Origin of the sequence: Acidovorax sp. Root275 (assembly GCF_001428965.1) — a bacterium.
Taxonomy (GTDB): Bacteria; Pseudomonadota; Gammaproteobacteria; order Burkholderiales; family Burkholderiaceae_C; genus Acidovorax; species Acidovorax radicis.
This window is the reverse complement of sequence record NZ_LMJH01000006.1, coordinates 13,962-33,720: the sequence shown is the minus strand read 5'-3', so window position 1 is coordinate 33,720 and position 19,759 is coordinate 13,962. Positions and strand designations below refer to the sequence as shown.

Genomic DNA, 19,759 nt, shown 5'->3' with positions numbered 1-19,759 from the left:
AACTGTGGGCCGGGCCCCCGCCGGCAAGGGCCGGACACCGCACCGAAACCCGGCTGTAGCCGAGGCCTCGATTGTCGCAGCATGGTGGATTCCCGTGGCGCGCAAAAGTTCGGGCCAAAACGACTGGACCGCCACCGCACGCGGCTGTGCCGATAATCGACCAATGAACCGAACTCCGACCCGGGCTGCGGCCCTGCCGCCCGTGCTGTTGGTGATGTGGCTGGCAGGCTGCAGCCCCGCGCTGAACTGGCGCAGCGTGCCACTGCCCGAGGCCTCCATCACCGTCACGCTGCCCTGCAAGCCCGACCAGGCCGTGCGCGTGGTGGAACTGGCGGGGTCACCTGTCGAGCTGGCCATGGCGGGCTGCGATGCCGATGGCGCCACTTTTGCGGTATCGCACGCGGCGCTCCCCGATCCGGCCCTGGCGGGCGCTGCGCTCACCCACTGGCGTGCGGCTGCCATCGCCAACCTCGGCAACGGTGCGGCGGCCAGCGCGGTCGATGTGCCATATGCGCCGCCCGGCGTGTTGCCCTTGCCGCAGTCCGTGCGTACGGTGGTGCAGGGCCAGCGCGCGGATGGCGGCGCGGTGGTCGCCCAGGGCGTGTGGTTTGCACGCACCGTGGGGCCACAAATGCGGCTGTACCACGCGGTGGTCTACACCAGCAAGCCTCGGCCCGAGGTGGCTGACCAGTTCTTTGCCGGGATCACGCTCCAATGACTGGCCACAGCGTGTTGCCGCGGCGCGCCGCAGTCATCGTCTTCCTGGCCTTCGCCTTCGCCTACTTCCTGTCGGCCCTGGTGCGGGCCGTCACGGCCACCCTGGCGCCCACGCTGTCGCAGGAGTTTTCGCTGCACGCCAGCGACCTGGGGCTGTTGGCTGGGGGGTACTTCCTGGGCTTTGCCGCCACGCAGTTGCCGCTGGGCACCTGGCTGGACCGGCATGGCCCCCGGAAGGTAGCGCTGGGATTTTTGGGCGTGGCCGTGGTGGGCAGCCTGGTGTTCTCGGTGGCCACGGGATTTTCGGGCCTGCTGGCCGGGCGCGTGCTGTGTGGCGCCGGGGTCAGCGCCTGCCTGATGGCGCCGCTCACCGGTTATCGGCGCTGGTTCGAGCCCACCACGCAAATGCGCGCCAACTCCTGGATGCTCATGACGGGCTCGCTGGGCATGGTGGCGTCCACGCTGCCGGTGCAGTGGGCCTTGCCGCTGGTGGGTTGGCGGCCCCTGTTCTGGGGGTTGGCGGCGCTGATCGCGCTGTCGATGGTCGTGATTGCGGTCTGGGTGCCGGGCTGGGCTGCGGCCACCCCGGGTGCGCATGTTGCCAAGCCTGAATCGGGCAACAGTGCCGCAGTGCCCCAGGGCTACGCGGTGGTGTGGCGCCACCCATATTTCCAGCGCCTGGCTCCCTTGGGGTTTTTTGTGTACGGCGGCATGGTCGCCATGCAGACGCTGTGGGCTGGCCCATGGATGCAGCGGGTGGCGGGCTACACGCCGCTGGAAGCCGCGACGGGGTTGTTCTGGATCAACGTGTCCATGCTCTGCACGTTTTGGACCTGGGGCATGGTCAACCCCTGGCTGCTGCGCAAGGGGCTGGGGGCGGACCGGTTGATGGCTGCGGGCCTGCCGCTGTGCCTGGTGGTGCTGGTGGGCATCCTGTTCGCGGGGCCGCAGGCGGGGGGCGGGGCCTGGGCGCTGTTCTGTGTGTCGTGCACGTTTGTGTCGCTGTCGCAGCCTGCGGTGGCCATGGCGTTCCCGCAGGCGCTCGCTGGGCGTGCGCTGTCGGCCTACAACCTGGTGATTTTTGCGGGTGTGTTTGTGGTGCAGTGGGGCATTGGCCTGGGGGTGGACGCCTTTGCCGCCGCGGGCCTGTCTACCGTGCGGTCCTTTCAGGCGGCCATGGCGGTGTACCTGGCGTGCAACGCAGGCGCCTACGCGTGGTTCCTGCTGCGGGGGCGGCGCCATAATGTGCTGCAAACCACCGCGCCATGAGCACCACCAGCATCCTCATCATTGCCCACGCCCCGTTGGCCCATGCACTGCGCGAATGTGCGCTGCATGTGTTTCCCGACTGCGGCGACAGCGTGGCCGCCCTCGACGTGCAGCCCAACCAGCCGCCCGAAGAATCGTTGGCGCAGGCCCGCATCATGCTGCACCAGCTGGGCGCAGATTCCACCCTGGTGCTCACCGACGTGTTCGGTGCCACCCCGTGCAACGTGGCGCAGCGCGTGATCGAGAACGTGCGCTCCCGCCTGGTGACGGGTGCCAACCTGCCCATGCTGTTGCGCGCCGTGAGCTACCGCCACGAACCCCTTGATTCAGTGGTCACCCGCGCCGTGGTGGGGGGCACCCAGGGCGTCATGCAGGTGGCCATCTCCGCACCGCAGAACCAGAACACCCGCAACCGACATGATCAAGACCCGTACGACCATCAGCAATAAATTGGGCCTGCACGCCCGTGCCTCGGCCAAGCTGACCAAGCTGGCCGGCAGTTTCCCGTGTGACGTTTTCATGAGCCGTGGCGACCGCCGCATCAACGCCAAAAGCATCATGGGCGTGATGATGCTGGCTGCTGGCATGGGCACTGAGGTGGAGATCGAAACCAACGGGGATCGCGAGCAAGAGGCCATGGATGGGCTCCTGGCCCTGATTGCCGACAAATTTGGTGAGGGTGAATGACTTTCTCCGTCCACGGTCTCGCAGTCGCTCGCGGCATTGCCATCGGCCGTGCCGTGCTGGTGGCGTCCAGCCGGGTGGACGTGGCGCATTATTTTGTGAAGCCCGAGCAGGTCGAGGGCGAGATCGAGCGGGTGCGCAATGGCCGCAATGCCGTGGTCGAAGAGCTGCAGCGCCTGCAGACCGACATGCCGGCCGATGCGCCGCATGAACTCACCGCGCTCCTCGATGTGCACCTGATGCTGCTGCAGGACGAGGCCCTCACGGGTGGCGTCAAGCACTGGATCACCGAGCGCCTGTACAACGCCGAATGGGCGCTGACCACGCAGCTCGAAGTCATTGCGCGCCAGTTCGACGAGATGGAGGACGAGTACCTGCGCGAGCGCAAGGCGGACCTGGAACAGGTGGTCGAACGCATCCTGCGTTACATGAAGGGCGTGGCCGGCCCTGTGGCGCCGCCGGTCAGCAGCCCGCGCCGCCACAAGCAACTGGGCCTGCAGCAAGACCTGCTGCTCGACGACACCGTGGACGTGCCCCTGGTGCTGGTGGCGCACGACCTTTCGCCCGCCGACATGCTGCAGTTCAAGCAAAGCGTGTTCGCCGGTTTTGTGACCGATGTGGGTGGCAAGACCAGCCACACCGCCATCGTTGCGCGCAGCATGGACATCCCCGCCGTGGTGGGGGCACGTGCCGCGAGCCAGCTGGTGCGGCAGGACGACTGGGTCATCATCGACGGCGATGCGGGCGTGGTCATCGTCGATCCGTCACCCATCATCCTGGCCGAATACGGCTTTCGCCAGCGCCAGGTGGAGCTGGAGCGCGAACGGCTGGCGCGGTTGCGCCACACCCCCGCCATCACCATCGACGGCCACAAGATCGAGCTGCTGGCCAACATCGAGCAGCCAGGTGACGCAGCCACCGCCGTGCGCGCCGGGGCCGTGGGCGTGGGGCTGTTCCGCAGCGAATTCCTGTTCATGGGCAAGACCGGCAACCTGCCGGGGGAAGACGAACAGTACCGCGCCTACTGCGAGGCCATCGACGGCATGCAAGGCCTGCCTGTCACCATCCGCACCATCGATGTGGGTGCTGACAAGCCGCTGGACCACAAGAGCCACAAGGACAATTACCTGAACCCCGCGCTGGGCCTGCGCGCCATCCGCTGGAGCCTGGCCGACCCGGCCATGTTCCGCACCCAGCTGCGCGCCGTGCTGCGTGCGGCGGCCCATGGCAAGGTGAATCTGCTGTTTCCCATGCTGGCGCACACCCACGAGATCCAGCAGACGCTGGCGCAGGTCGATCTGGCCCGGGGCGAGCTGGATGCGCGTGGCAAGCCCTACGGCCCGGTGCAACTGGGCGCCATGATCGAGGTGCCCGCCGCCGCGCTCATGGTGCGCACCTTCCTCAAGTATTTCGATTTCCTCTCGATCGGCACCAACGACCTGATCCAGTACACGCTGGCCATCGACCGTGCCGACGAGGCCGTGGCCCACCTGTACGACCCGCTGCACCCCGCGGTGCTGCGCCTGGTGGGCGATGTGATCGCCGAGGGCGAGCGCCAGGGCAAGAGCGTGTGTGTGTGTGGTGAGACGGCGGGCGACGTGACCATGACGCGCCTGCTGCTGGGCCTGGGCCTGCGCAGCTTCTCCATGCACCCCGCGCAGATCCTGGCCGTCAAGCAGGAGGTGCTGCGCGCCGACACCCGCAAGCTCGCGCCCTGGGCGCAGCAGGTGCTGGAAGGCGACGAGCCTGCGGCGCTGCTGGCGTCTTGATCACGGTTTTGCTACTGAATTGATAGCTTTCTACGCATGTGGATAGAGCGCTAGGCCTCAATTTTTCGTGACATCGGCGCCCGGTGCAGTCGCCACCACGGGGCGTTCGAGCGCCAACACACTCCAGTGCACATCGGCGCGGCCCTGCGTGTCCTCGCGGCGGCCGCTGTAGACCTCGGCGAGCCCGTGGCGCGCCCCTTGTTCTGCCGTGGCCTGCGCGGACACATCAAACATGCGGCGCCCCTCGGGCACCGGCCCGTGGCGCAGCGACATCACCACGCGCCCACCGGGAGCGACCAGTGCCGCGACGCAGCGCATCGCGGTCTCGCGCTCCTGGGCATCCAGGTGCATCCACACAGCGGTCAGCAGCACCAGGTCAAACGGGCGATGGCTGCCGCGCAGCACGGCAAGCGCCGGCAGGTGGTCGTCGATCCATTCAACCGGCAGCGCGGCGTGAATCCGCTGACCGTGCTGCCGCAGCGCGGCGGTAGGCTCCACAGCCACCACCTGATGGCCGGCGCGGGCCAGCGCTGCCGCATCCCGTCCTGAGCCTGCACCGATGTCCAGCACCCGGCTGGGCCGCTGCGGAAACAGGTGGAGCACGTCGCGGTGCACATCGGCGAACCCAATGTTTTCGTACTGCGCGACCAGTGCGGCGGCGTTGGGTCCATACCCCGCAGTGCCGGGAACGAAGGGTGTCGTGGTGGTGGTCATGGCGCGAGGCAGTCTGGTGATGCAGCGCAGGTTTTACCGCAGGGCAGCCAGGGCGGACAGCTTTTCCTGTGCTGCGTCAGCGGCGGGCAACGGGCCCTCTGAGGGCAGCGTGCCGAAACGCTCGGCCAGAAAATCCAGCAGCCTGCGCACCCGCAGCGGCCCGTTTTTCTGCGCCAGTACCACCGCGTGCAGGGGCGCATCCTCCGTCGTCCACTCGGGCAACAGGGCCACCAGGCGCCCGGCCTGCAGGTCGGGCAACACGTCGAGCCGGCTTTTGTAGGCAATGCCTTCGCCTTGCACGGCCCATTGCCGCACCATCGATCCACTGGAGGCGCACAGAGGCCCGTCGATCTTCACCTGCACCCCGCGCCCGTTGCGGCTGAACTGCCACTGCACGTGGCGGCGCCCGCTCAGAAAAAAGGTCAGGCAGCGGTGGTGTGCCAGATCGCCGGGGTGTTCGGGGGCGCCGTGCTGGCGCACGTAGTCGGGGCTGGCCACCAGCACGCGGCGGTTGGTGCACAGCCGACGGGCGACCAGGCTGGAGTCGGGCAGGTCGCCATAGCGCAGTGCCATGTCCAGCCCGTCGCGCGGCAATGCCTGCACGGTGTCGCTGGCGTGCAGCACCACCTGCAACTGGGGGTGCTGCCGCAGGAACTCGGGCAGCCAGGCCGCCAGCCAGACGCTGGCCAGGTCCGTGGGCGCCGACAGGTGCACCACGCCCTGCAGGCCGCAGTAGCGGTCGCAGAGCTGCGCTTCGCCCTCGGCCCACACGGCCAGCAGGCGCTCACAGGTGTCCAGAAACTGTTCACCCTCGGGCGTCAGCCGCAGTGACCGGGTGCTGCGCTCCAGCAGCCGCACGTTCAGCTGGGTTTCAAGCTTCTTGAGCGTGGCACTCACCGCAGCGGGGGTCAGGTCCAGCTGGCGGGCGGCTTCGCTGAAGGAACCGGCGGCGGCCACGCGGGCAAACAGGCGGGCGTCTTGCAGGTGCAGCATTGTCTTCAAAAATAATTTGTGATGGATTCAATTTTGAATGCCTTTTTCAAAATTTGCTATCTCTCTACAGTCACTCCATCGTTTGTTTTTGTTGCCTGGAGAATTGACCATGACCCCTGCCACCATGAAGGCCGTTGGCCTGCACCAGTACCTGCCCATTGACCACCCCGAAGCCCTGGTGGACCTGACCCTGCCCGTGCCCACCCCGGGCGCGCACGACCTGCTGGTGCAGGTCGAGGCGATTTCCGTGAACCCGGTGGACGCCAAGGTGCGCGGCCAGAAGTCGCCGCCCCCCGCCAGCCCCCGCGTGCTGGGCTGGGACGCTGCCGGTACCGTGGTAGCCGTGGGCAGCGCCGTGGGCCGGTTTACGGTGGGTGACGCCGTGTACTTTGCGGGCGACATCACCCGCGCGGGCAGCAACGCGCAGTTTGTGCTGGTGGACGAGCGCATCACTGGCCCCAAACCCGCCTCGTTGGGTTTTGCCGAGGCCGCCGCACTGCCTCTCACCGCCATCACGGCCTGGGAGGCCCTGTTCGACCGCCTGGGCTTGTTGCCCACACCTGCCGCGGACAGCCCCCAACGCGGCCAATCGATCCTGATCATTGGCGCGGGCGGCGGCGTCGGCTCCATCGCCGTGCAACTGGCGGTGGCGGCGGGCCTGACGGTGGTGGGCACCGCATCGCGCGCCGAGTCTGTGAACTGGGTGCGTGAACTGGGCGCGGCCCATGTAGTGGACCACCACCAACCGCTGCGCCCGCAGCTCGACGCCCTGGGTGTGGGGGAAGTCAACCATGTGCTCCTGCTGGCCGACACCGACACGCACTTTGCCGCGCTGCCCAGCGTGCTCCAACCCCAGGGGCGCGCCTGCGGCATTGTGGAGAATGCCCAACCGCTCGACCTGAACCTGCTCAAAGCCAAGAGCCTGGGGTTTGTGTGGGAGATGATGTTCACCCGCAGCATGTTCCAGACGCCCGACATGGCCGCGCAGCACGCCCTGTTGGCCGAGGTGGCGCGCCGCATCGATGCTGGCAGCCTGCGCAGCACGCTGCGCGAGGTGGTGGGCACCATCAACGCCACCCACCTGCGCGACGTGCACCGCCGCATCGAATCGGCGCACACCACGGGCAAACTGGTGCTGGCGGGGTGGTGAATATCCATTGCTACTGAATCGATAGCTTCTGGCGCTTGGTGGGTAAGCGCTAGAGGCCGATTTGGTTGATATCTCTGCCTGTCAGCGTGCCCGCATCCCCATCACCGCCGCGCTGATGATCATCACCGTGGCCAGTGCAATGCTCCAGCTGAACGTGCGGCCGCTCACCACAATCAGCAGCGCGGTGGACGCCAGCGGTGTGATGTAGCTCAGGATGCCGATGTGCCGCGCGTCCCCGAGCTTGAGGGCCTTGTCCCACATGAAAAACGACGCCCCCAGCGGCCCCAGGCCCAGCACCGCCAGCAGTGCCCAGTCGCGCGGCTGCAGCGCCACGACAGGCTCCAGCGCCACATGGCACAGCAGCGACAGCACCCCCGACACCAGCCCGAACAGGCCGATGGCCGTGGTCGGGAAGGCAGCCACGCGCTTGGTCAAAAGGGAGTACGTGGCCCAGATGAACGCCGCAGCCAGCGCGGGCAGGTAGCCCCAGGCCAGCGTGCCGCTCAGCTCGCGCCCGCCCACGATCGCAATGGCGGCACCCCCAAAACCCAGCAGTGCCGCCAGCACATGCGGCAGGCGCAGCGACACGCCGGGCAGCACCACGGGCGAGAGCACCACGATGAACAGTGGCCACAGGTAGTTGACGAGGTTGGCCTCTACCGGTGGCGCGTGGCGCAGCGCAATGAAGAGCAGGAAGTGATACGCGAACAGGCCATACACGCCGAGTGCCAGCGTGCGCAGCGGAATGCGCCACTGCGACGGATCGCGCAGCACGAACGGCCAGGCCGGCACGCTGCCAATGATGAGCGCGATGCCCGTGAGGAGGAACGGCGGAATGTGGGTGAGCGACACCCCCAGCGAGGCGAGGGAAGCCCACAGCGCAATGGCGCCCAGGGCGTAGAGGTTGGCTTGCATGGCGCCGAGCTTACGCGCGCGCGCCGCCCTGGATCGTCGCGCAACGGCGGTCCGTCGTCGCGTGCCAATCGTCGTCAATGGCCGCCAACGGTCGTCAGTGGTGTGCGGTGCGGCGCAGTGCAGCTGTGAGTGCCGAGGGCGAACGGTAGCCGGTGCGCCGCGCCACCTCGGCCACGGCCATGCCGGTGCCCCGCAGCAGCTGGGCTTGCGCCAGGCGCTGGCTGCGCAGCCAGGCCATGGCGCCCATGCCTTGGTCTTCGCGGCAACGGGCGGCAAACTGGCTGGGGCTGAGGTGCACCTGCGCCGCCAGGTCGGCGACAGTGAGTTCGCGGTGCCACTGCTGCGCGGCCCATTGCCGCAGCGCTGGCCAATCGATGGTGCGCCGGTGTGCAGTGCTGGCTGGTGGGATGTGTGAATGGACGCCGCCCAGCCACGCCTCCAGCAGCAGCGCCGGGCCGTGGGTTTGTGCGAGAGGGCGGCCTTGTTGCAGCGCAATCGCCAAGTAATGCGCAAGGGGCCCGGCATCGGTGGGCAGTGCGGTGGTGTTGTGGGGGCTGGCGCATTGCGCCCAGCCGGAGTGGGCACTGTCGAGCACGAGGCAGACGCTGCCACGGGAGGATTCAAAGTCGTGGCGATCCCCCGGTGCAATCACACAGCCACCACCGGGTGCCACACGCATGCCGTGCCCGGCAACCTCCAGCTCCAGAGCGCCGGAAAGGCCCAGCAGGATCTGAAAGTGGTTGTGGCTGTGGCTGCCCGGCGATGCGCCATAGTGCCGCAGCGAGAGCGATTCCGCCGGGCCCATGTGCGTGCGCTCTGCAGTTTTGCTCAGCGCGGGACTTACACGCCTGCGGCGTGTGCCTGCTGATCGGCGTGGTAGCTGCTGCGCACCATGGCGCCCACCGCCGCGTGGCTAAAGCCCATCTTGTAGGCCTCTTCCTCGAACATCTTGAAGGTGTCGGGGTGCACGTAGCGGCGCACGGGCAGGTGGCTGTTGCTGGGCGACAGGTACTGGCCGATGGTCAGCATGTCGATGTGGTGTTCGCGCATGTCGCGCATCACCTGCAGGATCTCTTCGTCCGTCTCGCCCAGTCCGACCATGATGCCGCTCTTGGTGGGCACCTTGGGGTGCAGGGCCTTGAACTTCTTGAGCAGGTTCAGGCTGAACTGGTAGTCGGAGCCCGGACGCGCTTCCTTGTACAGGCGGGGCGCGGTTTCCAGGTTGTGGTTCATCACGTCGGGCGGCGCGGCCTTCAGGATCTCGAGCGCGCGGTCGTCGCGGCCCCGAAAGTCGGGCACCAGGATCTCGATCTGCGTGGTGGGCGACAGTTCGCGGATGTTCTGGATGCATTCCACGAAGTGGCCGCTGCCGCCATCGCGCAGGTCGTCGCGGTCCACGCTGGTGATCACCACGTACTTGAGCTTGAGTGCGGCAATGGTCTTGGCCAGGTTCAGCGGCTCGTCCTTGTCGAGCGGGTCGGGGCGGCCATGGCCCACGTCGCAGAACGGGCAGCGGCGCGTGCACTTGTCGCCCATGATCATGAAGGTGGCCGTGCCTTTGCCAAAGCATTCGCCGATGTTGGGACACGACGCTTCTTCGCACACCGTGTGCAGCTTGTGTTCGCGCAGGATTTCCTTGATCTCGTAGAAGCGCGTGGTGGGGCTGCCCGCCTTCACGCGAATCCATTCGGGCTTCTTGAGCACCTCACCCTGCTCCACCTTGATCGGAATGCGCGACAGCTTGGCGGCAGCCTTTTGCTTGGCCAGCGGGTTGTAGGCTTCGGTGGATTGCGCTTCGCGGACGACTTCAGGGGTGCTCATGGCTGTAGGCAGAGTTCAGGGCGCCAACCGGATGCTGAGCTGCTGGCCCAGCACCTGCGCGGCTTCTTCCCAGGTGGTTTGGACCCCGATTGTAGAAAGGTCCACCGTTTTCAATCCTGCGTAACCGCAAGGGTTGATGCGCGCGAAGGGTTCCAGGTCCATCGCCACATTGAGTGCCACGCCGTGGTAGGTGCTGTGTCGGCTGACCTTGATGCCCAGGGCTGCGATCTTGCCCAGGCCTTCGAAATCGGGAACCGGTGCGGCCGTGCCGATTTGTTTTTGTGGGCGCTGGGGCAGCATGGCGTGACTGTGAGGGGCGTCCAGGCGCACGTAGATGCCAGGTGCGCCGCCCACTCGATGGCCGGTGATGCCAAAGTGCGCCAGCGTGCGGATCACGGCTTCTTCCACGCGGTAGACGTACTCCTTGACGAAGTAGCCGGCGCGCTGCAGGTCGATCAGCGGGTAGGCCACTACCTGGCCGGGACCGTGGAAAGTGACCTGCCCGCCACGGTTGGTGGCAACGACGGGGATGTCGCCCGGGTTCAGCACGTGATCACTTTTGCCTGCGAGTCCCTGTGTATACAGCGGGGCGTGCTCACACACCCACAATGCGTCTGGCGTGTCGGGAGTGCGGGTGGCCGTGTAATCCTGCATCGCCTGCACGGTGGCGCCATAGTCCACGCGGCCCAGTATGCGAATGTCGATGCCCATGCGACAAATTTGCTGCAGCCCCGAGCTACAGAACCACCTTCACCATGGGATGCGACGACAGCGCACGGTACAGGCCGTCGAGCTGCTCGCGGCTGGTCGCAGTGATGGTGATGGTTACTCCGAGGTAATTGCCAGCGCGGCTGTCGCGAAGTTCAATGGTGCCAGCGTCAAAGCTTGGATCAAACTGGCGGGCCAATTCAGTGACAGCATGGACAAAGCCGTCCACCTTGGCACCCATGACCTTGATGGGGAACCTGGAGGGGTATTCGATCAACGAGTCTTTGCGCGGATCGTTAGTCTGTGCGTCGAGGCCGTTGGCAGGTGGTGGGCTGGAGGATGTCATGGTGAATGCTGCTTCGGTTTCAATAGCTGGCAGGGCTTTGCCATTGTGCGCCAGCGGGGTTGCCGTACTAGCGCCTGGCGCACGACGGCATGCCCCAGACCAGTGCATGGCGGTGCGGAAGAAAGGAAAAAAGCCGTTGGACTGTCACCACAACAGAGCACGCACACGCACCGGTTTCAGGCCGGGCTTGCAGGTCTTTGTCGAGCGTCACGGGTTTTTACTTATAATTAGAGGCTTTGTGAAAGTTGCAGTCTGTAACGCGGGCGTCATTCAACGATGAAAACAATCCCGCCTGAGACTGAAATTGAGGCTGAAGAATCTGACTTCAAGCCCCTGACGGCCCAAGAGGCAGAGCAGTGGCGCAGTCGCAATCCTTCCATCTCGGTATGGAAGGTGGTGGCAAGTCAGGCGCTGGTCGGAATGCTGGTGGCCCTGGTGGCCTGGGTTCTGACGGGCAGGGCATCGGTGGGCTGGTCTGCAGCTTATGGTGCGCTGGCTGTGGTGGCTCCGGCAGCTTTGTTTGCTCGCGGTGTGTTGCGTCATTCGGCGTCTTCCAATCCGCGTGCTGCCATGGTGGGGTTCTTTGGCTGGGAGATCGCCAAGATCGTGCTGACAGTGGCGCTGCTTGCAGTGGCACCTCGGCTGGTGCCGGGCTTGAGCTGGATTGCCTTGCTGGTTGGCATGGTGGTCGCAATGAAAACGTACTGGGTGGCACTTTTGGTGCGGCCTGGTGTCCGAAAAACCGATTGATATAGAGAAGAGTTGTCCGATGGCCGCAGAAGCGCACGCTCCGACTGCAAGTGAATACATCGTTCACCACCTGCAGCATCTTCAAAACGTCAACCAGACCAAGATTGTTGATTTCACCGTCATCAACTATGACTCGATCATCGTGGGTTTGGTTCTGGGTGCCCTCACCCTTTTGATTCTGTGGTCAGCTGCCCGTAAGGCAACCTCTGGCGTCCCAGGTCGCTTCCAGGCTGCGGTGGAGATGCTGGTCGAGATGGTGGACAACCAGGCCAAGGCCAACATCCACAACGCCGAAAGCCGCAAGTTCATCGCCCCTCTGGGTCTCACGGTGTTCGTCTGGATCTTCCTGATGAACTTCATGGACATGCTGCCTGTGGACCTGCTGCCCGCCATCTGGGCCCAGATTTACGGTGCCGCCGGCCATGATCCTCACCACGCCTACCTGCGTGTCGTGCCGACGGCCGACCTGTCGACCACCCTGGGTCTGGCGTTTGCCATCCTGATCCTGCGCTTCTGGTACAGCGTCAAAATCAAGGGCGCTGGCGGCTGGGCGCACGAACTCGTGTCGGCGCCATTCGGCACCAGCAAGAATCCCATCTTCGCCCTGATCCTGGGCGTGGTGAACCTGCTGATGCAGATCATTGAATATGTCGCCAACACCGTGTCGCATGGCATGCGGTTGTTCGGCAACATGTACGCTGGCGAACTGGTGTTCATGCTGATTGCCCTGATGGGCGGCGCAGCTGCACTGTCGCTGTCGGGTGTGCTGCTGCCTGTGGGCCACGTTATCGCTGGCACCATCTGGACGCTGTTCCACATTTTGGTGATCTCGCTGCAAGCGTTCATCTTCATGATGCTTGCGCTGATCTACCTCGGTCAGGCGCACAACGCGCACTAAGTTTCCCTTTCGCTTTTTCTTTCCTTAACTTTTCTTTTTTACTCAGGAGTCATCATGGAAAACATTCTCGGTCTCGTCGCTCTGGCTTGTGGTCTGATCGTTGGTCTGGGCGCTATCGGCGCTTCCATCGGTATCGCACTGATGGGCGGCAAGTTCCTCGAATCGTCGGCACGTCAGCCTGAACTGATCAACGAACTGCAAACCAAGATGTTCATCTTGGCCGGTCTGATCGACGCTGCCTTCCTGATCGGCGTGGCCATCGCCCTGCTGTTCGCATTCGCCAACCCCTTCGCTTCGACGTTCTTGGCCAACCTGCCCAAGTAAGTCCCGTTCAACGCCACTCTAGAAAGGTGTTGCCGTGAGTATCAACGCGACCCTGTTCATTCAGGCCATCGTCTTCTTGATCCTGGTGTGGTTCACGATGAAATTCGTGTGGCCCCCGATCGCGAAGGCGTTGGATGAACGAGCCCAGAAAATCGCCGAAGGCCTCGCTGCTGCTGACCGTGCCAAGTCCGAACTGACCGCTGCGAACCAGCGCGTCGAGAAGGAATTGTCACAGGCGCGCAACGAAACGGCCTCGCGTCTTGCGGACGCCGACCGACGTGCCCAGGCCATCATCGAAGAAGCCAAGGCACGCGCCACGGAAGAGGGCAACAAGATTGTCGCTTCCGCACGTGCCGAAGCCGAACAGCAAACCGTGCAAGCCCGCGAGGCCCTGCGTGAGCAGGTCGCTGCGCTGGCCGTCAAGGGGGCTGAGCAGATTCTCCGCAAGGAAGTCAATGCCGGCGTTCACGCCGACCTGCTCAACCGCTTGAAGACCGAGCTGTAAGGGGACACACATGGCTGAACTCGCCACCATTGCCCGCCCTTACGCGGATGCTCTGTTCAAGGCCGCGACTGCGGGTGCGGGCATGGACCTGGCCAGCACTGCTGACTGGGTCGATGAACTGGCGGCCATTGCCGCCAACCCCCAGTTGCGCCAGCTGGCGGACAACCCCAAGGTGACCGCAGACCAGGTGTTTGCAGTTGTCACGGGTGTGGCGCGCTCGGCGCTGTCCGACACGGCCAAGAACTTTCTGCGCACGGTCATTGACAACGGGCGCCTCAACGCGCTTCCGGAAGTGGCTGCGCAGTTTCGTGCCCTCGTGAATCGCCGTAGCGGCTCTTCGGATGCCGTGGTGTACAGCGCCTTTCCGATGGACAGTGCCGCACTGTCCGAGGTCAGCGCAGCGCTGGAAAAGCGCTTCGGCCGCAAGCTCAATCTCGCCGTTCAGCAGGACGAGTCTTTGATTGGCGGCATTCGCGTAGTGGTGGGTGACGAGGTGCTGGACACTTCGGTCAAGGCCCGTCTTGAACAAATGAAAGCGGCCCTCACCGCGTAACACGCGGCGAGGACAGCGAACCAAAGAAAGAAGGAAAGAGTCATGCAACTCAATCCCGCAGAAATTTCTGAACTCATCAAGAGCCGCATCGAAGGTCTGGCTGCCAGCAGCGATATCCGCAATCAGGGTACCGTGGTGTCCGTGTCGGACGGTATCGTGCGCGTTCACGGCCTGTCGGACGTGATGCAAGGTGAAATGCTTGAGTTCCCCGCCACCAAGGACGGTCAACCTTCCTACGGTCTGGCTCTGAACCTCGAGCGCGACTCCGTCGGCGCCGTGATTCTGGGTGAGTACGAACACATCTCGGAAGGCGACACCGTCAAGTGCACGGGCCGCATTCTGGAAGTGCCCGTCGGCCCCGAGCTGATTGGCCGCGTGGTGAATGCTCTGGGCCAGCCGATCGACGGCAAGGGTCCCATCAACGCCAAGCTCACCGACGTGATCGAAAAGGTCGCTCCGGGCGTGATCGCCCGTAAATCGGTGGACCAACCCCTGCAGACCGGCCTGAAGTCCATCGACTCCATGGTGCCTGTGGGCCGCGGCCAGCGCGAGCTGATTATTGGTGACCGCCAGACCGGCAAGACGGCCGTGGCCATCGACGCCATCATCGCCCAGAAGGGCCAGGGCGTGACCTGTATCTACGTCGCTATCGGTCAGAAGGCTTCGTCGATCAAGAACGTCGTGCGCGCACTGGAACAAGCCGGTGCCATGGACTACACGATCGTGGTGGCCGCATCGGCCTCCGAATCGGCCGCCATGCAGTACGTGTCGGCCTACTCGGGCTGCACGATGGGCGAATACTTCCGCGACCGTGGCGAAGATGCCCTGATCGTGTATGACGACCTGTCCAAGCAAGCCGTGGCTTACCGCCAAGTGTCGCTGCTGCTGCGCCGCCCACCAGGCCGTGAAGCCTATCCTGGCGATGTGTTCTATCTCCACAGCCGTCTGCTCGAACGCGCAGCCCGCGTGAACGCCGATTACGTCGAAGCCTTTACCAAGGGTGAAGTCAAGGGCAAGACGGGTTCGCTGACGGCTCTGCCGATCATCGAAACGCAAGCTGGCGACGTGTCCGCTTTTGTGCCTACCAACGTGATCTCGATCACGGACGGCCAGATCTTCCTGGAGACCAGCCTGTTCAACGCCGGTATCCGCCCCGCCATCAACGCCGGTATCTCGGTGTCGCGCGTCGGTGGTGCTGCCCAGACGAAGCTGGTGAAGAACCTGTCCGGTGGTATCCGTACCGACCTGGCCCAGTACCGTGAACTGGCTGCGTTCGCGCAGTTCGCTTCCGATCTGGACGAAGCCACCCGCAAGCAGCTGGACCGCGGTGCCCGCGTGACCGAACTGCTCAAGCAGGCGCAGTACAGCCCGCTGTCCATCTCGTTGATGGCCTCTACGCTGTTTGCAGTGAACAAGGGCTTCATGGACGACATCGATGTCAAGAAGGTTCTCGACTTCGAACACGGCCTGCACCAGTTCCTGAAAACCAGCCACGCCGCTCTGCTGGCCAAGCTGGAACAGGCCAAGGCCATGGACAAGGACGCAGAAGCCGAATTGACCGCTGCCATCGGCGCGTTCAAGAAGTCGTTCGCTTAAACCGGACGAGGAGCCATCATGGCAGCAGGCAAGGAAATACGCGGCAAGATCAAATCGGTGGAAAACACCAAGAAGATCACCAAAGCCATGGAAATGGTGGCTGCATCCAAAATGCGCAAGGCGCAGGAACGGATGCGGGCTGCCCGCCCTTACAGCGAGAAGATCCGCAACATTGCAGCCAATCTCGGTCACGCCAATCCGGAATACGTGCACCCGTTCATGAAAGTGAACGATGCCAAGACGGCGGGCGTGATCGTGGTGACGACCGACAAGGGCCTCTGTGGTGGCATGAACACCAACGTGTTGCGCGTCGTGACGTCCAAGCTGCGTGAGCTGCAGGGTGCTGGCGTGTCCACCGAGGCGGTTGCCATCGGCAACAAGGGCCTGGGTTTTCTGAACCGTGTCGGCGCCAAGGTGGTTTCGCACGTGACGGGTCTGGGCGACACCCCCCATCTGGACAAGCTGATCGGCCCCGTGAAGGTGCTGCTCGATGCGTATGCAGAAGGCAAGATTAACGCGGTGTACCTGAGCTACACCAAGTTCATCAACACCATGAAGCAGGAGTCAGTGGTGGAGCAGCTGCTCCCTCTGTCGTCTGCGCAGATGCAGGCCGAGAAGACCGAACATGGCTGGGACTACATTTACGAGCCCGATGCACAGACCGTGATCGACGATCTGCTGGTCCGCTATGTCGAGTCCCTGATCTACCAGGCCGTTGCGGAAAACATGGCGTCCGAGCAGTCGGCACGCATGGTGGCCATGAAGGCTGCCACCGACAACGCCGGCAGCGTCATTGGCGAGTTGAAGCTGGTCTACAACAAGACGCGCCAAGCAGCGATCACGAAAGAACTTTCGGAAATCGTATCCGGCGCCGCAGCTGTGTAAGCGGCTCAACCAACATCTAAATTGGAGCGAAAAATGGCTCAAGTGCAAGGCAAGATTGTTCAATGTATCGGCGCTGTGGTGGACGTTGAGTTCCCGCGCGACCAGATGCCCAAGATTTACGACGCTCTGAAGCTCGACGGCTCGACCCTGACGCTGGAAGTGCAGCAGCAGCTGGGCGACGGCGTGGTGCGTACCATTGCGCTGGGGTCTTCTGACGGCCTGCGCCGCGGCATCATGGTGACCAACACCCACGCACCGATCACGGTGCCCGTGGGCAAGGCCACGCTGGGCCGCATCATGGACGTGCTGGGCGCGCCCATCGACGAACGTGGTCCTGTCAGCCAGGAACTGACGGCATCCATCCACCGCAAGGCCCCTGCGTACGACGAACTGTCGCCTTCGCAAGAGTTGCTGGAAACCGGCATCAAGGTGATCGACTTGGTCTGCCCGTTCGCTAAGGGCGGCAAGGTGGGTCTGTTCGGTGGCGCCGGTGTGGGCAAGACCGTGAACATGATGGAACTCATCAACAACATCGCCAAGGCCCACAGCGGTCTGTCGGTGTTCGCTGGTGTGGGCGAGCGTACCCGCGAAGGGAACGACTTCTATCACGAAATGGCCGATTCCGGCGTGGTGAACCTGGAGAAGCTCGAAGAGTCCAAGGTTGCCATGGTGTATGGCCAGATGAACGAGCCCCCAGGCAACCGTCTGCGCGTGGCGCTGACCGGCCTGACCATCGCTGAGTCGTTCCGCGACGAAGGCCGTGACGTGCTGTTCTTCGTGGACAACATCTACCGCTACACCCTGGCCGGTACCGAAGTGTCCGCCCTGCTGGGCCGTATGCCTTCCGCTGTGGGCTATCAGCCTACGCTGGCTGAAGAAATGGGCCGTCTGCAAGAACGTATCACCTCGACCAAGGTGGGTTCGATCACTTCCATCCAGGCCGTTTACGTGCCTGCCGATGACTTGACCGATCCATCGCCTGCCACGACGTTTGCCCACTTGGATTCCACCGTGGTGCTGTCGCGTGACATCGCTTCGCTGGGTATCTACCCTGCCGTGGACCCTCTGGACTCCACCAGCCGCCAGCTGGACCCGAACGTCGTGGGCGAAGACCACTACGCCACGGCCCGTGCGGTGCAAGGCACGCTGCAGCGCTACAAGGAACTGCGCGACATCATCGCCATTCTGGGCATGGACGAACTGGCTCCTGAAGACAAGCTGGCTGTGGCCCGCGCGCGCAAGATCCAGCGTTTCCTGTCGCAGCCTTTCCACGTGGCCGAAGTGTTCACGGGCTCGCCAGGCAAGTACGTTCCACTGTCGGAAACCATCCGTGGTTTCAAGATGATTGTGGCCGGCGAATGCGATCACCTGCCAGAACAAGCTTTCTACATGGTGGGTACCATTGACGAAGCCTTCGAAAAGGCCAAGAAGGTGGCCTGATTGCCCGGCGGCTGAGCAGCCCTGTGCTGCCCGGCCATCCTGAGCAATTCAGCAACCCCTCTTTTCCTAGGAGCAATGATGAACACCATCCACGTTGATGTGGTCAGTGCCGAAGAGTCCATCTTCTCCGGTGAAGCGCGTTTCGTGGCGCTGCCTGGTGAAGCTGGCGAGTTGGGCATCTATCCCCGCCACACCCCGCTGATCACCCGTATCAAGCCGGGCTCGGTGCGCATCGAAATGGCTGACGGTTCCGAAGAGTTTGTCTTCGTGGCCGGTGGCATTCTGGAAGTGCAGCCCAACTGCGTGACCGTGTTGTCCGATACCGCCATCCGTGGCAAGGACCTGGACGACGAGAAGGCCAATGCCGCCAAGGCCTCTGCTGAGGAAGCCCTGAAGAATGCCAAGAGCGAGATCGACCTGGCCAAGGCCCAGTCTGAACTGGCCGTGATGGCTGCGCAGATTGCAGCGCTTCGCAAGTTTCGCCAGAAGAAGTGATTCTGGACCTTGCGGATCTGCCCAAAAAAACCCGGCCATGCCGGGTTTTTTTATGCCCGCTTCGTGCAAAAGACGTGGGCTGCGAGAGGCGACCGTGGAGTGACTCAAGGCAAAGGCAACGCTGGGGATGCTTCCACCAGACGGATCTGTAAACCTCCACAGGCCACGGAGAGCTCATTCCCCGTATCCGCCTGAAGCAGCAGGCGGCTGGCCAGAAAGGCGCGCGCTACGGCCAGCGAGCGTACGCCAAACGACAGTGATTCAATCCGCAGATGGCGTCCGGGAACCAGCTCCAGGGAGATGTCGGGCGTGAGCGCAATCGAATGCCCGGAGTGCGCGCCGGCGAGCGCTCGCCATTGGCGCCCGAGTGTCTCGATATCCGGTGTGCCCATGCGTATGGCGTGCAGTCCAATGATCCCTAGAGGGCCACCCTCACGGTGCAGCAGGGCCTGCCGATGTTGCGCACGGCGGTGTACCGGCGTGGCAGCTTCTGACCAGGGGTAGATGGCTGCGTGCGGGTCCCATTCGCAAAAGAACACGCAGCAGCTGGGGGCGGACAGGTCGAGCAGCACCGCATTGGTGAAATTTGTGACCAGCTCGCCCTGGGTGTTCTCGGACTGGAAGGTGCGGGGAGGCTTGTTGGTGATGCCTGCCTCATTCACCCACCCGAGACTTTCTGACAAGGGCCGGGCCGGCTCCAATGCAAAACCGTGGATCAGGGGCGGTTGCGCGTGGGCGGGAAGATCGCTATTGGAGGTGGCTGCCCAAAACTCCAGGTCCGTGTTGCCCGCATGGACCCAACCGTACGTGGCGAAATCGGTGCGCTGCAAGGGCCAGGCGACGGGCAGGCCGAAGGTCTCGCTGAAGCGCCTGAACAAAGGCTCGACCGCGTCGAGCCGCAGCATGACATGGTCAACGGAGCGGTAGCTGGAAGGCATCTTGGTGTTCGGGGCTGGTGGCGAGACTATTGTCCGGGCATCCCCGTTGGATGGGGCTTTTTGAATTGCAACCCACGGCCCCATGCAAAAAAAGGCCGGGGCCCCTCACGGGACCCCGGCCTTTTTGGCGGCTGCAACCACCCGCCCCATGCGCAATGCATGGGGCCTGGGGAATTACATGGCGCTGAATTCGCCCGAAGGGATCTGGCCAGTGCGCAGGGCTTCAGCAGCCTGGGCACGCACCGCAGCACGGTCAGCGGTGGACTTGTAAGTCACCACACGCGAGCCC

At 64.0% G+C, this 19,759-nt stretch carries 23 protein-coding genes and 1 pseudogene; 15 read left to right on the top strand and 9 right to left on the bottom strand.

Annotated features, from left to right (window positions below; translation table 11 throughout):
* Positions 1-163: 163 nt before the first annotated feature.
* From ASE52_RS09305 to ptsP, 5 genes are read left to right on the top strand one after another with little or no spacing between them, the layout of a single operon-like run.
* Positions 164-718: a hypothetical protein gene (locus ASE52_RS09305; protein ID WP_029414399.1), complete on the top strand. Its 555-nt coding sequence runs from the start codon at positions 164-166 to the stop codon at positions 716-718.
* Positions 715-1,986 carry an MFS transporter gene (locus tag ASE52_RS09300; RefSeq protein WP_057225636.1) on the top strand — a complete coding sequence of 424 codons (1,272 nt, stop codon included), beginning with the start codon at positions 715-717 and terminating at the stop codon, positions 1,984-1,986. Before ASE52_RS09305 ends, ASE52_RS09300 begins: the two co-directional genes overlap by 4 nt.
* Positions 1,983-2,435 (top strand): PTS fructose transporter subunit IIA, encoded by a 453-nt coding sequence (locus ASE52_RS09295; RefSeq protein WP_010467203.1) that lies wholly within the window; start codon positions 1,983-1,985, stop codon positions 2,433-2,435. The genes ASE52_RS09300 and ASE52_RS09295 overlap by 4 nt, the downstream gene beginning before the upstream one ends.
* A complete protein-coding gene (locus ASE52_RS09290) occupies positions 2,404-2,673 on the top strand; it encodes an HPr family phosphocarrier protein (protein WP_010467204.1) in 270 nt (89 codons plus the stop codon). The genes ASE52_RS09295 and ASE52_RS09290 overlap by 32 nt, the downstream gene beginning before the upstream one ends.
* Positions 2,670-4,439, top strand: coding sequence for a phosphoenolpyruvate--protein phosphotransferase (ptsP, locus tag ASE52_RS09285; RefSeq protein ID WP_057225634.1), 1,770 nt, complete (start codon positions 2,670-2,672; stop codon positions 4,437-4,439). The genes ASE52_RS09290 and ptsP overlap by 4 nt, the downstream gene beginning before the upstream one ends.
* Before the next feature lie 57 nt (positions 4,440-4,496).
* Here ptsP and ASE52_RS09280 read toward each other — a convergent pair whose 3' ends face one another.
* Positions 4,497-5,153 (bottom strand): class I SAM-dependent methyltransferase, encoded by a 657-nt coding sequence (locus tag ASE52_RS09280; protein WP_057225632.1) that lies wholly within the window; start codon positions 5,151-5,153, stop codon positions 4,497-4,499.
* 33 nt (positions 5,154-5,186) lie between these two features.
* Complete coding sequence (locus tag ASE52_RS09275; RefSeq protein ID WP_057225630.1) at positions 5,187-6,146, bottom strand: LysR family transcriptional regulator; 960 nt, start codon at positions 6,144-6,146, stop codon at positions 5,187-5,189.
* A 124-nt stretch (positions 6,147-6,270) separates the two neighbouring features.
* Between ASE52_RS09275 and ASE52_RS09270 the strand changes: the two genes are divergently transcribed.
* On the top strand, positions 6,271-7,296 hold the full coding sequence (locus ASE52_RS09270; protein ID WP_057225642.1) for a zinc-binding alcohol dehydrogenase family protein: 1,026 nt from the start codon (positions 6,271-6,273) through the stop codon (positions 7,294-7,296).
* 81 nt (positions 7,297-7,377) lie between these two features.
* On the opposite strand, the gene ASE52_RS09265 is transcribed toward ASE52_RS09270, so the two are convergent.
* The 5 genes from ASE52_RS09265 to ASE52_RS09245 all read right to left on the bottom strand — a co-directional run bounded on the left by ASE52_RS09265 (position 7,378) and on the right by ASE52_RS09245 (position 11,086).
* Positions 7,378-8,211 carry a DMT family transporter gene (locus ASE52_RS09265; RefSeq protein WP_057225628.1) on the bottom strand — a complete coding sequence of 278 codons (834 nt, stop codon included), beginning with the start codon at positions 8,209-8,211 and terminating at the stop codon, positions 7,378-7,380.
* Positions 8,212-8,305: 94 nt separating this feature from the next.
* A complete protein-coding gene (locus ASE52_RS09260) occupies positions 8,306-9,016 on the bottom strand; it encodes an AraC family transcriptional regulator (RefSeq protein ID WP_057225626.1) in 711 nt (236 codons plus the stop codon).
* Positions 9,017-9,051: 35 nt separating this feature from the next.
* Positions 9,052-10,032, bottom strand: a complete 981-nt coding sequence (lipA, locus tag ASE52_RS09255; RefSeq protein WP_010467215.1) for a lipoyl synthase — start codon at positions 10,030-10,032, stop codon at positions 9,052-9,054.
* A gap of 15 nt (positions 10,033-10,047) precedes the next feature.
* The gene (gene lipB / locus ASE52_RS09250; protein ID WP_057225617.1) at positions 10,048-10,743 is read right to left on the bottom strand and encodes a lipoyl(octanoyl) transferase LipB; all 696 of its coding nucleotides are present in this window, start codon (positions 10,741-10,743) and stop codon (positions 10,048-10,050) included.
* A 25-nt stretch (positions 10,744-10,768) separates the two neighbouring features.
* Positions 10,769-11,086 (bottom strand): DUF493 family protein, encoded by a 318-nt coding sequence (locus ASE52_RS09245; RefSeq protein ID WP_010467220.1) that lies wholly within the window; start codon positions 11,084-11,086, stop codon positions 10,769-10,771.
* A 276-nt stretch (positions 11,087-11,362) separates the two neighbouring features.
* On the opposite strand from ASE52_RS09245, the gene ASE52_RS09240 reads away from it, so the two are divergent.
* The 9 genes from ASE52_RS09240 (at position 11,363) to ASE52_RS09200 (ending at position 18,532) form a co-directional block, all read left to right on the top strand.
* On the top strand, positions 11,363-11,836 hold the full coding sequence (locus ASE52_RS09240; protein WP_057225616.1) for an ATP synthase subunit I: 474 nt from the start codon (positions 11,363-11,365) through the stop codon (positions 11,834-11,836).
* A 19-nt stretch (positions 11,837-11,855) separates the two neighbouring features.
* Complete coding sequence (gene atpB / locus ASE52_RS09235; RefSeq protein WP_010467223.1) at positions 11,856-12,734, top strand: F0F1 ATP synthase subunit A; 879 nt, start codon at positions 11,856-11,858, stop codon at positions 12,732-12,734.
* A 54-nt stretch (positions 12,735-12,788) separates the two neighbouring features.
* Positions 12,789-13,058: a F0F1 ATP synthase subunit C gene (atpE, locus tag ASE52_RS09230; RefSeq protein WP_007847749.1), complete on the top strand. Its 270-nt coding sequence runs from the start codon at positions 12,789-12,791 to the stop codon at positions 13,056-13,058.
* Positions 13,059-13,092: 34 nt separating this feature from the next.
* A complete protein-coding gene (locus tag ASE52_RS09225) occupies positions 13,093-13,563 on the top strand; it encodes a F0F1 ATP synthase subunit B (RefSeq protein WP_007847746.1) in 471 nt (156 codons plus the stop codon).
* 10 nt (positions 13,564-13,573) lie between these two features.
* Positions 13,574-14,116, top strand: coding sequence for a F0F1 ATP synthase subunit delta (locus tag ASE52_RS09220; RefSeq protein WP_010467227.1), 543 nt, complete (start codon positions 13,574-13,576; stop codon positions 14,114-14,116).
* Between the two features lie 42 nt (positions 14,117-14,158).
* Positions 14,159-15,712, top strand: a complete 1,554-nt coding sequence (atpA, locus tag ASE52_RS09215; RefSeq protein ID WP_010467229.1) for a F0F1 ATP synthase subunit alpha — start codon at positions 14,159-14,161, stop codon at positions 15,710-15,712.
* A gap of 18 nt (positions 15,713-15,730) precedes the next feature.
* The gene (gene atpG / locus ASE52_RS09210; RefSeq protein WP_010467230.1) at positions 15,731-16,597 is read left to right on the top strand and encodes a F0F1 ATP synthase subunit gamma; all 867 of its coding nucleotides are present in this window, start codon (positions 15,731-15,733) and stop codon (positions 16,595-16,597) included.
* A gap of 33 nt (positions 16,598-16,630) precedes the next feature.
* Positions 16,631-18,037 (top strand): F0F1 ATP synthase subunit beta, encoded by a 1,407-nt coding sequence (gene atpD, locus ASE52_RS09205; protein ID WP_010467231.1) that lies wholly within the window; start codon positions 16,631-16,633, stop codon positions 18,035-18,037.
* A gap of 78 nt (positions 18,038-18,115) precedes the next feature.
* Positions 18,116-18,532, top strand: coding sequence for a F0F1 ATP synthase subunit epsilon (locus tag ASE52_RS09200; RefSeq protein ID WP_010467232.1), 417 nt, complete (start codon positions 18,116-18,118; stop codon positions 18,530-18,532).
* Between the two features lie 104 nt (positions 18,533-18,636).
* On the opposite strand, the gene ASE52_RS09195 is transcribed toward ASE52_RS09200, so the two are convergent.
* Positions 18,637-19,470, bottom strand: coding sequence for a hypothetical protein (locus ASE52_RS09195; protein WP_057225614.1), 834 nt, complete (start codon positions 19,468-19,470; stop codon positions 18,637-18,639).
* 174 nt (positions 19,471-19,644) lie between these two features.
* Positions 19,645-19,759 (bottom strand): annotated as a pseudogene (locus ASE52_RS26265) (DUF4148 domain-containing protein); the annotation flags it as partial.

Excerpts from the sequence above, each read along its gene's own strand:
- atpG (WP_010467230.1), top strand. The coding sequence starts at position 15,731 with ATGGCAGCAGGCAAGGAAATACGCGGCAAGATCAAATCGGTGGAAAAC.
- ASE52_RS09270 (WP_057225642.1), top strand. The coding sequence starts at position 6,271 with ATGAAGGCCGTTGGCCTGCACCAGTACCTGCCCATTGACCACCCCGAA.
- ASE52_RS09275 (WP_057225630.1), bottom strand. The coding sequence starts at position 6,146 with ATGCTGCACCTGCAAGACGCCCGCCTGTTTGCCCGCGTGGCCGCCGCC.
- lipB (WP_057225617.1), bottom strand. The coding sequence starts at position 10,743 with ATGGGCATCGACATTCGCATACTGGGCCGCGTGGACTATGGCGCCACC.
- ASE52_RS09240 (WP_057225616.1), top strand. The coding sequence starts at position 11,363 with ATGAAAACAATCCCGCCTGAGACTGAAATTGAGGCTGAAGAATCTGAC.
- atpE (WP_007847749.1), top strand. The coding sequence starts at position 12,789 with ATGGAAAACATTCTCGGTCTCGTCGCTCTGGCTTGTGGTCTGATCGTT.
- ASE52_RS09280 (WP_057225632.1), bottom strand. The coding sequence starts at position 5,153 with ATGACCACCACCACGACACCCTTCGTTCCCGGCACTGCGGGGTATGGA.
- ASE52_RS09295 (WP_010467203.1), top strand. The coding sequence starts at position 1,983 with ATGAGCACCACCAGCATCCTCATCATTGCCCACGCCCCGTTGGCCCAT.
- ASE52_RS09305 (WP_029414399.1), top strand. The coding sequence starts at position 164 with ATGAACCGAACTCCGACCCGGGCTGCGGCCCTGCCGCCCGTGCTGTTG.
- ASE52_RS09300 (WP_057225636.1), top strand. The coding sequence starts at position 715 with ATGACTGGCCACAGCGTGTTGCCGCGGCGCGCCGCAGTCATCGTCTTC.
- atpA (WP_010467229.1), top strand. The coding sequence starts at position 14,159 with ATGCAACTCAATCCCGCAGAAATTTCTGAACTCATCAAGAGCCGCATC.
- ASE52_RS09265 (WP_057225628.1), bottom strand. The coding sequence starts at position 8,211 with ATGCAAGCCAACCTCTACGCCCTGGGCGCCATTGCGCTGTGGGCTTCC.
- ASE52_RS09220 (WP_010467227.1), top strand. The coding sequence starts at position 13,574 with ATGGCTGAACTCGCCACCATTGCCCGCCCTTACGCGGATGCTCTGTTC.
- ptsP (WP_057225634.1), top strand. The coding sequence starts at position 2,670 with ATGACTTTCTCCGTCCACGGTCTCGCAGTCGCTCGCGGCATTGCCATC.
- ASE52_RS09200 (WP_010467232.1), top strand. The coding sequence starts at position 18,116 with ATGAACACCATCCACGTTGATGTGGTCAGTGCCGAAGAGTCCATCTTC.
- ASE52_RS09290 (WP_010467204.1), top strand. The coding sequence starts at position 2,404 with ATGATCAAGACCCGTACGACCATCAGCAATAAATTGGGCCTGCACGCC.
- ASE52_RS09195 (WP_057225614.1), bottom strand. The coding sequence starts at position 19,470 with ATGCCTTCCAGCTACCGCTCCGTTGACCATGTCATGCTGCGGCTCGAC.
- atpD (WP_010467231.1), top strand. The coding sequence starts at position 16,631 with ATGGCTCAAGTGCAAGGCAAGATTGTTCAATGTATCGGCGCTGTGGTG.
- ASE52_RS09245 (WP_010467220.1), bottom strand. The coding sequence starts at position 11,086 with ATGACATCCTCCAGCCCACCACCTGCCAACGGCCTCGACGCACAGACT.
- lipA (WP_010467215.1), bottom strand. The coding sequence starts at position 10,032 with ATGAGCACCCCTGAAGTCGTCCGCGAAGCGCAATCCACCGAAGCCTAC.
- ASE52_RS09260 (WP_057225626.1), bottom strand. The coding sequence starts at position 9,016 with ATGGGCCCGGCGGAATCGCTCTCGCTGCGGCACTATGGCGCATCGCCG.
- atpB (WP_010467223.1), top strand. The coding sequence starts at position 11,856 with ATGGCCGCAGAAGCGCACGCTCCGACTGCAAGTGAATACATCGTTCAC.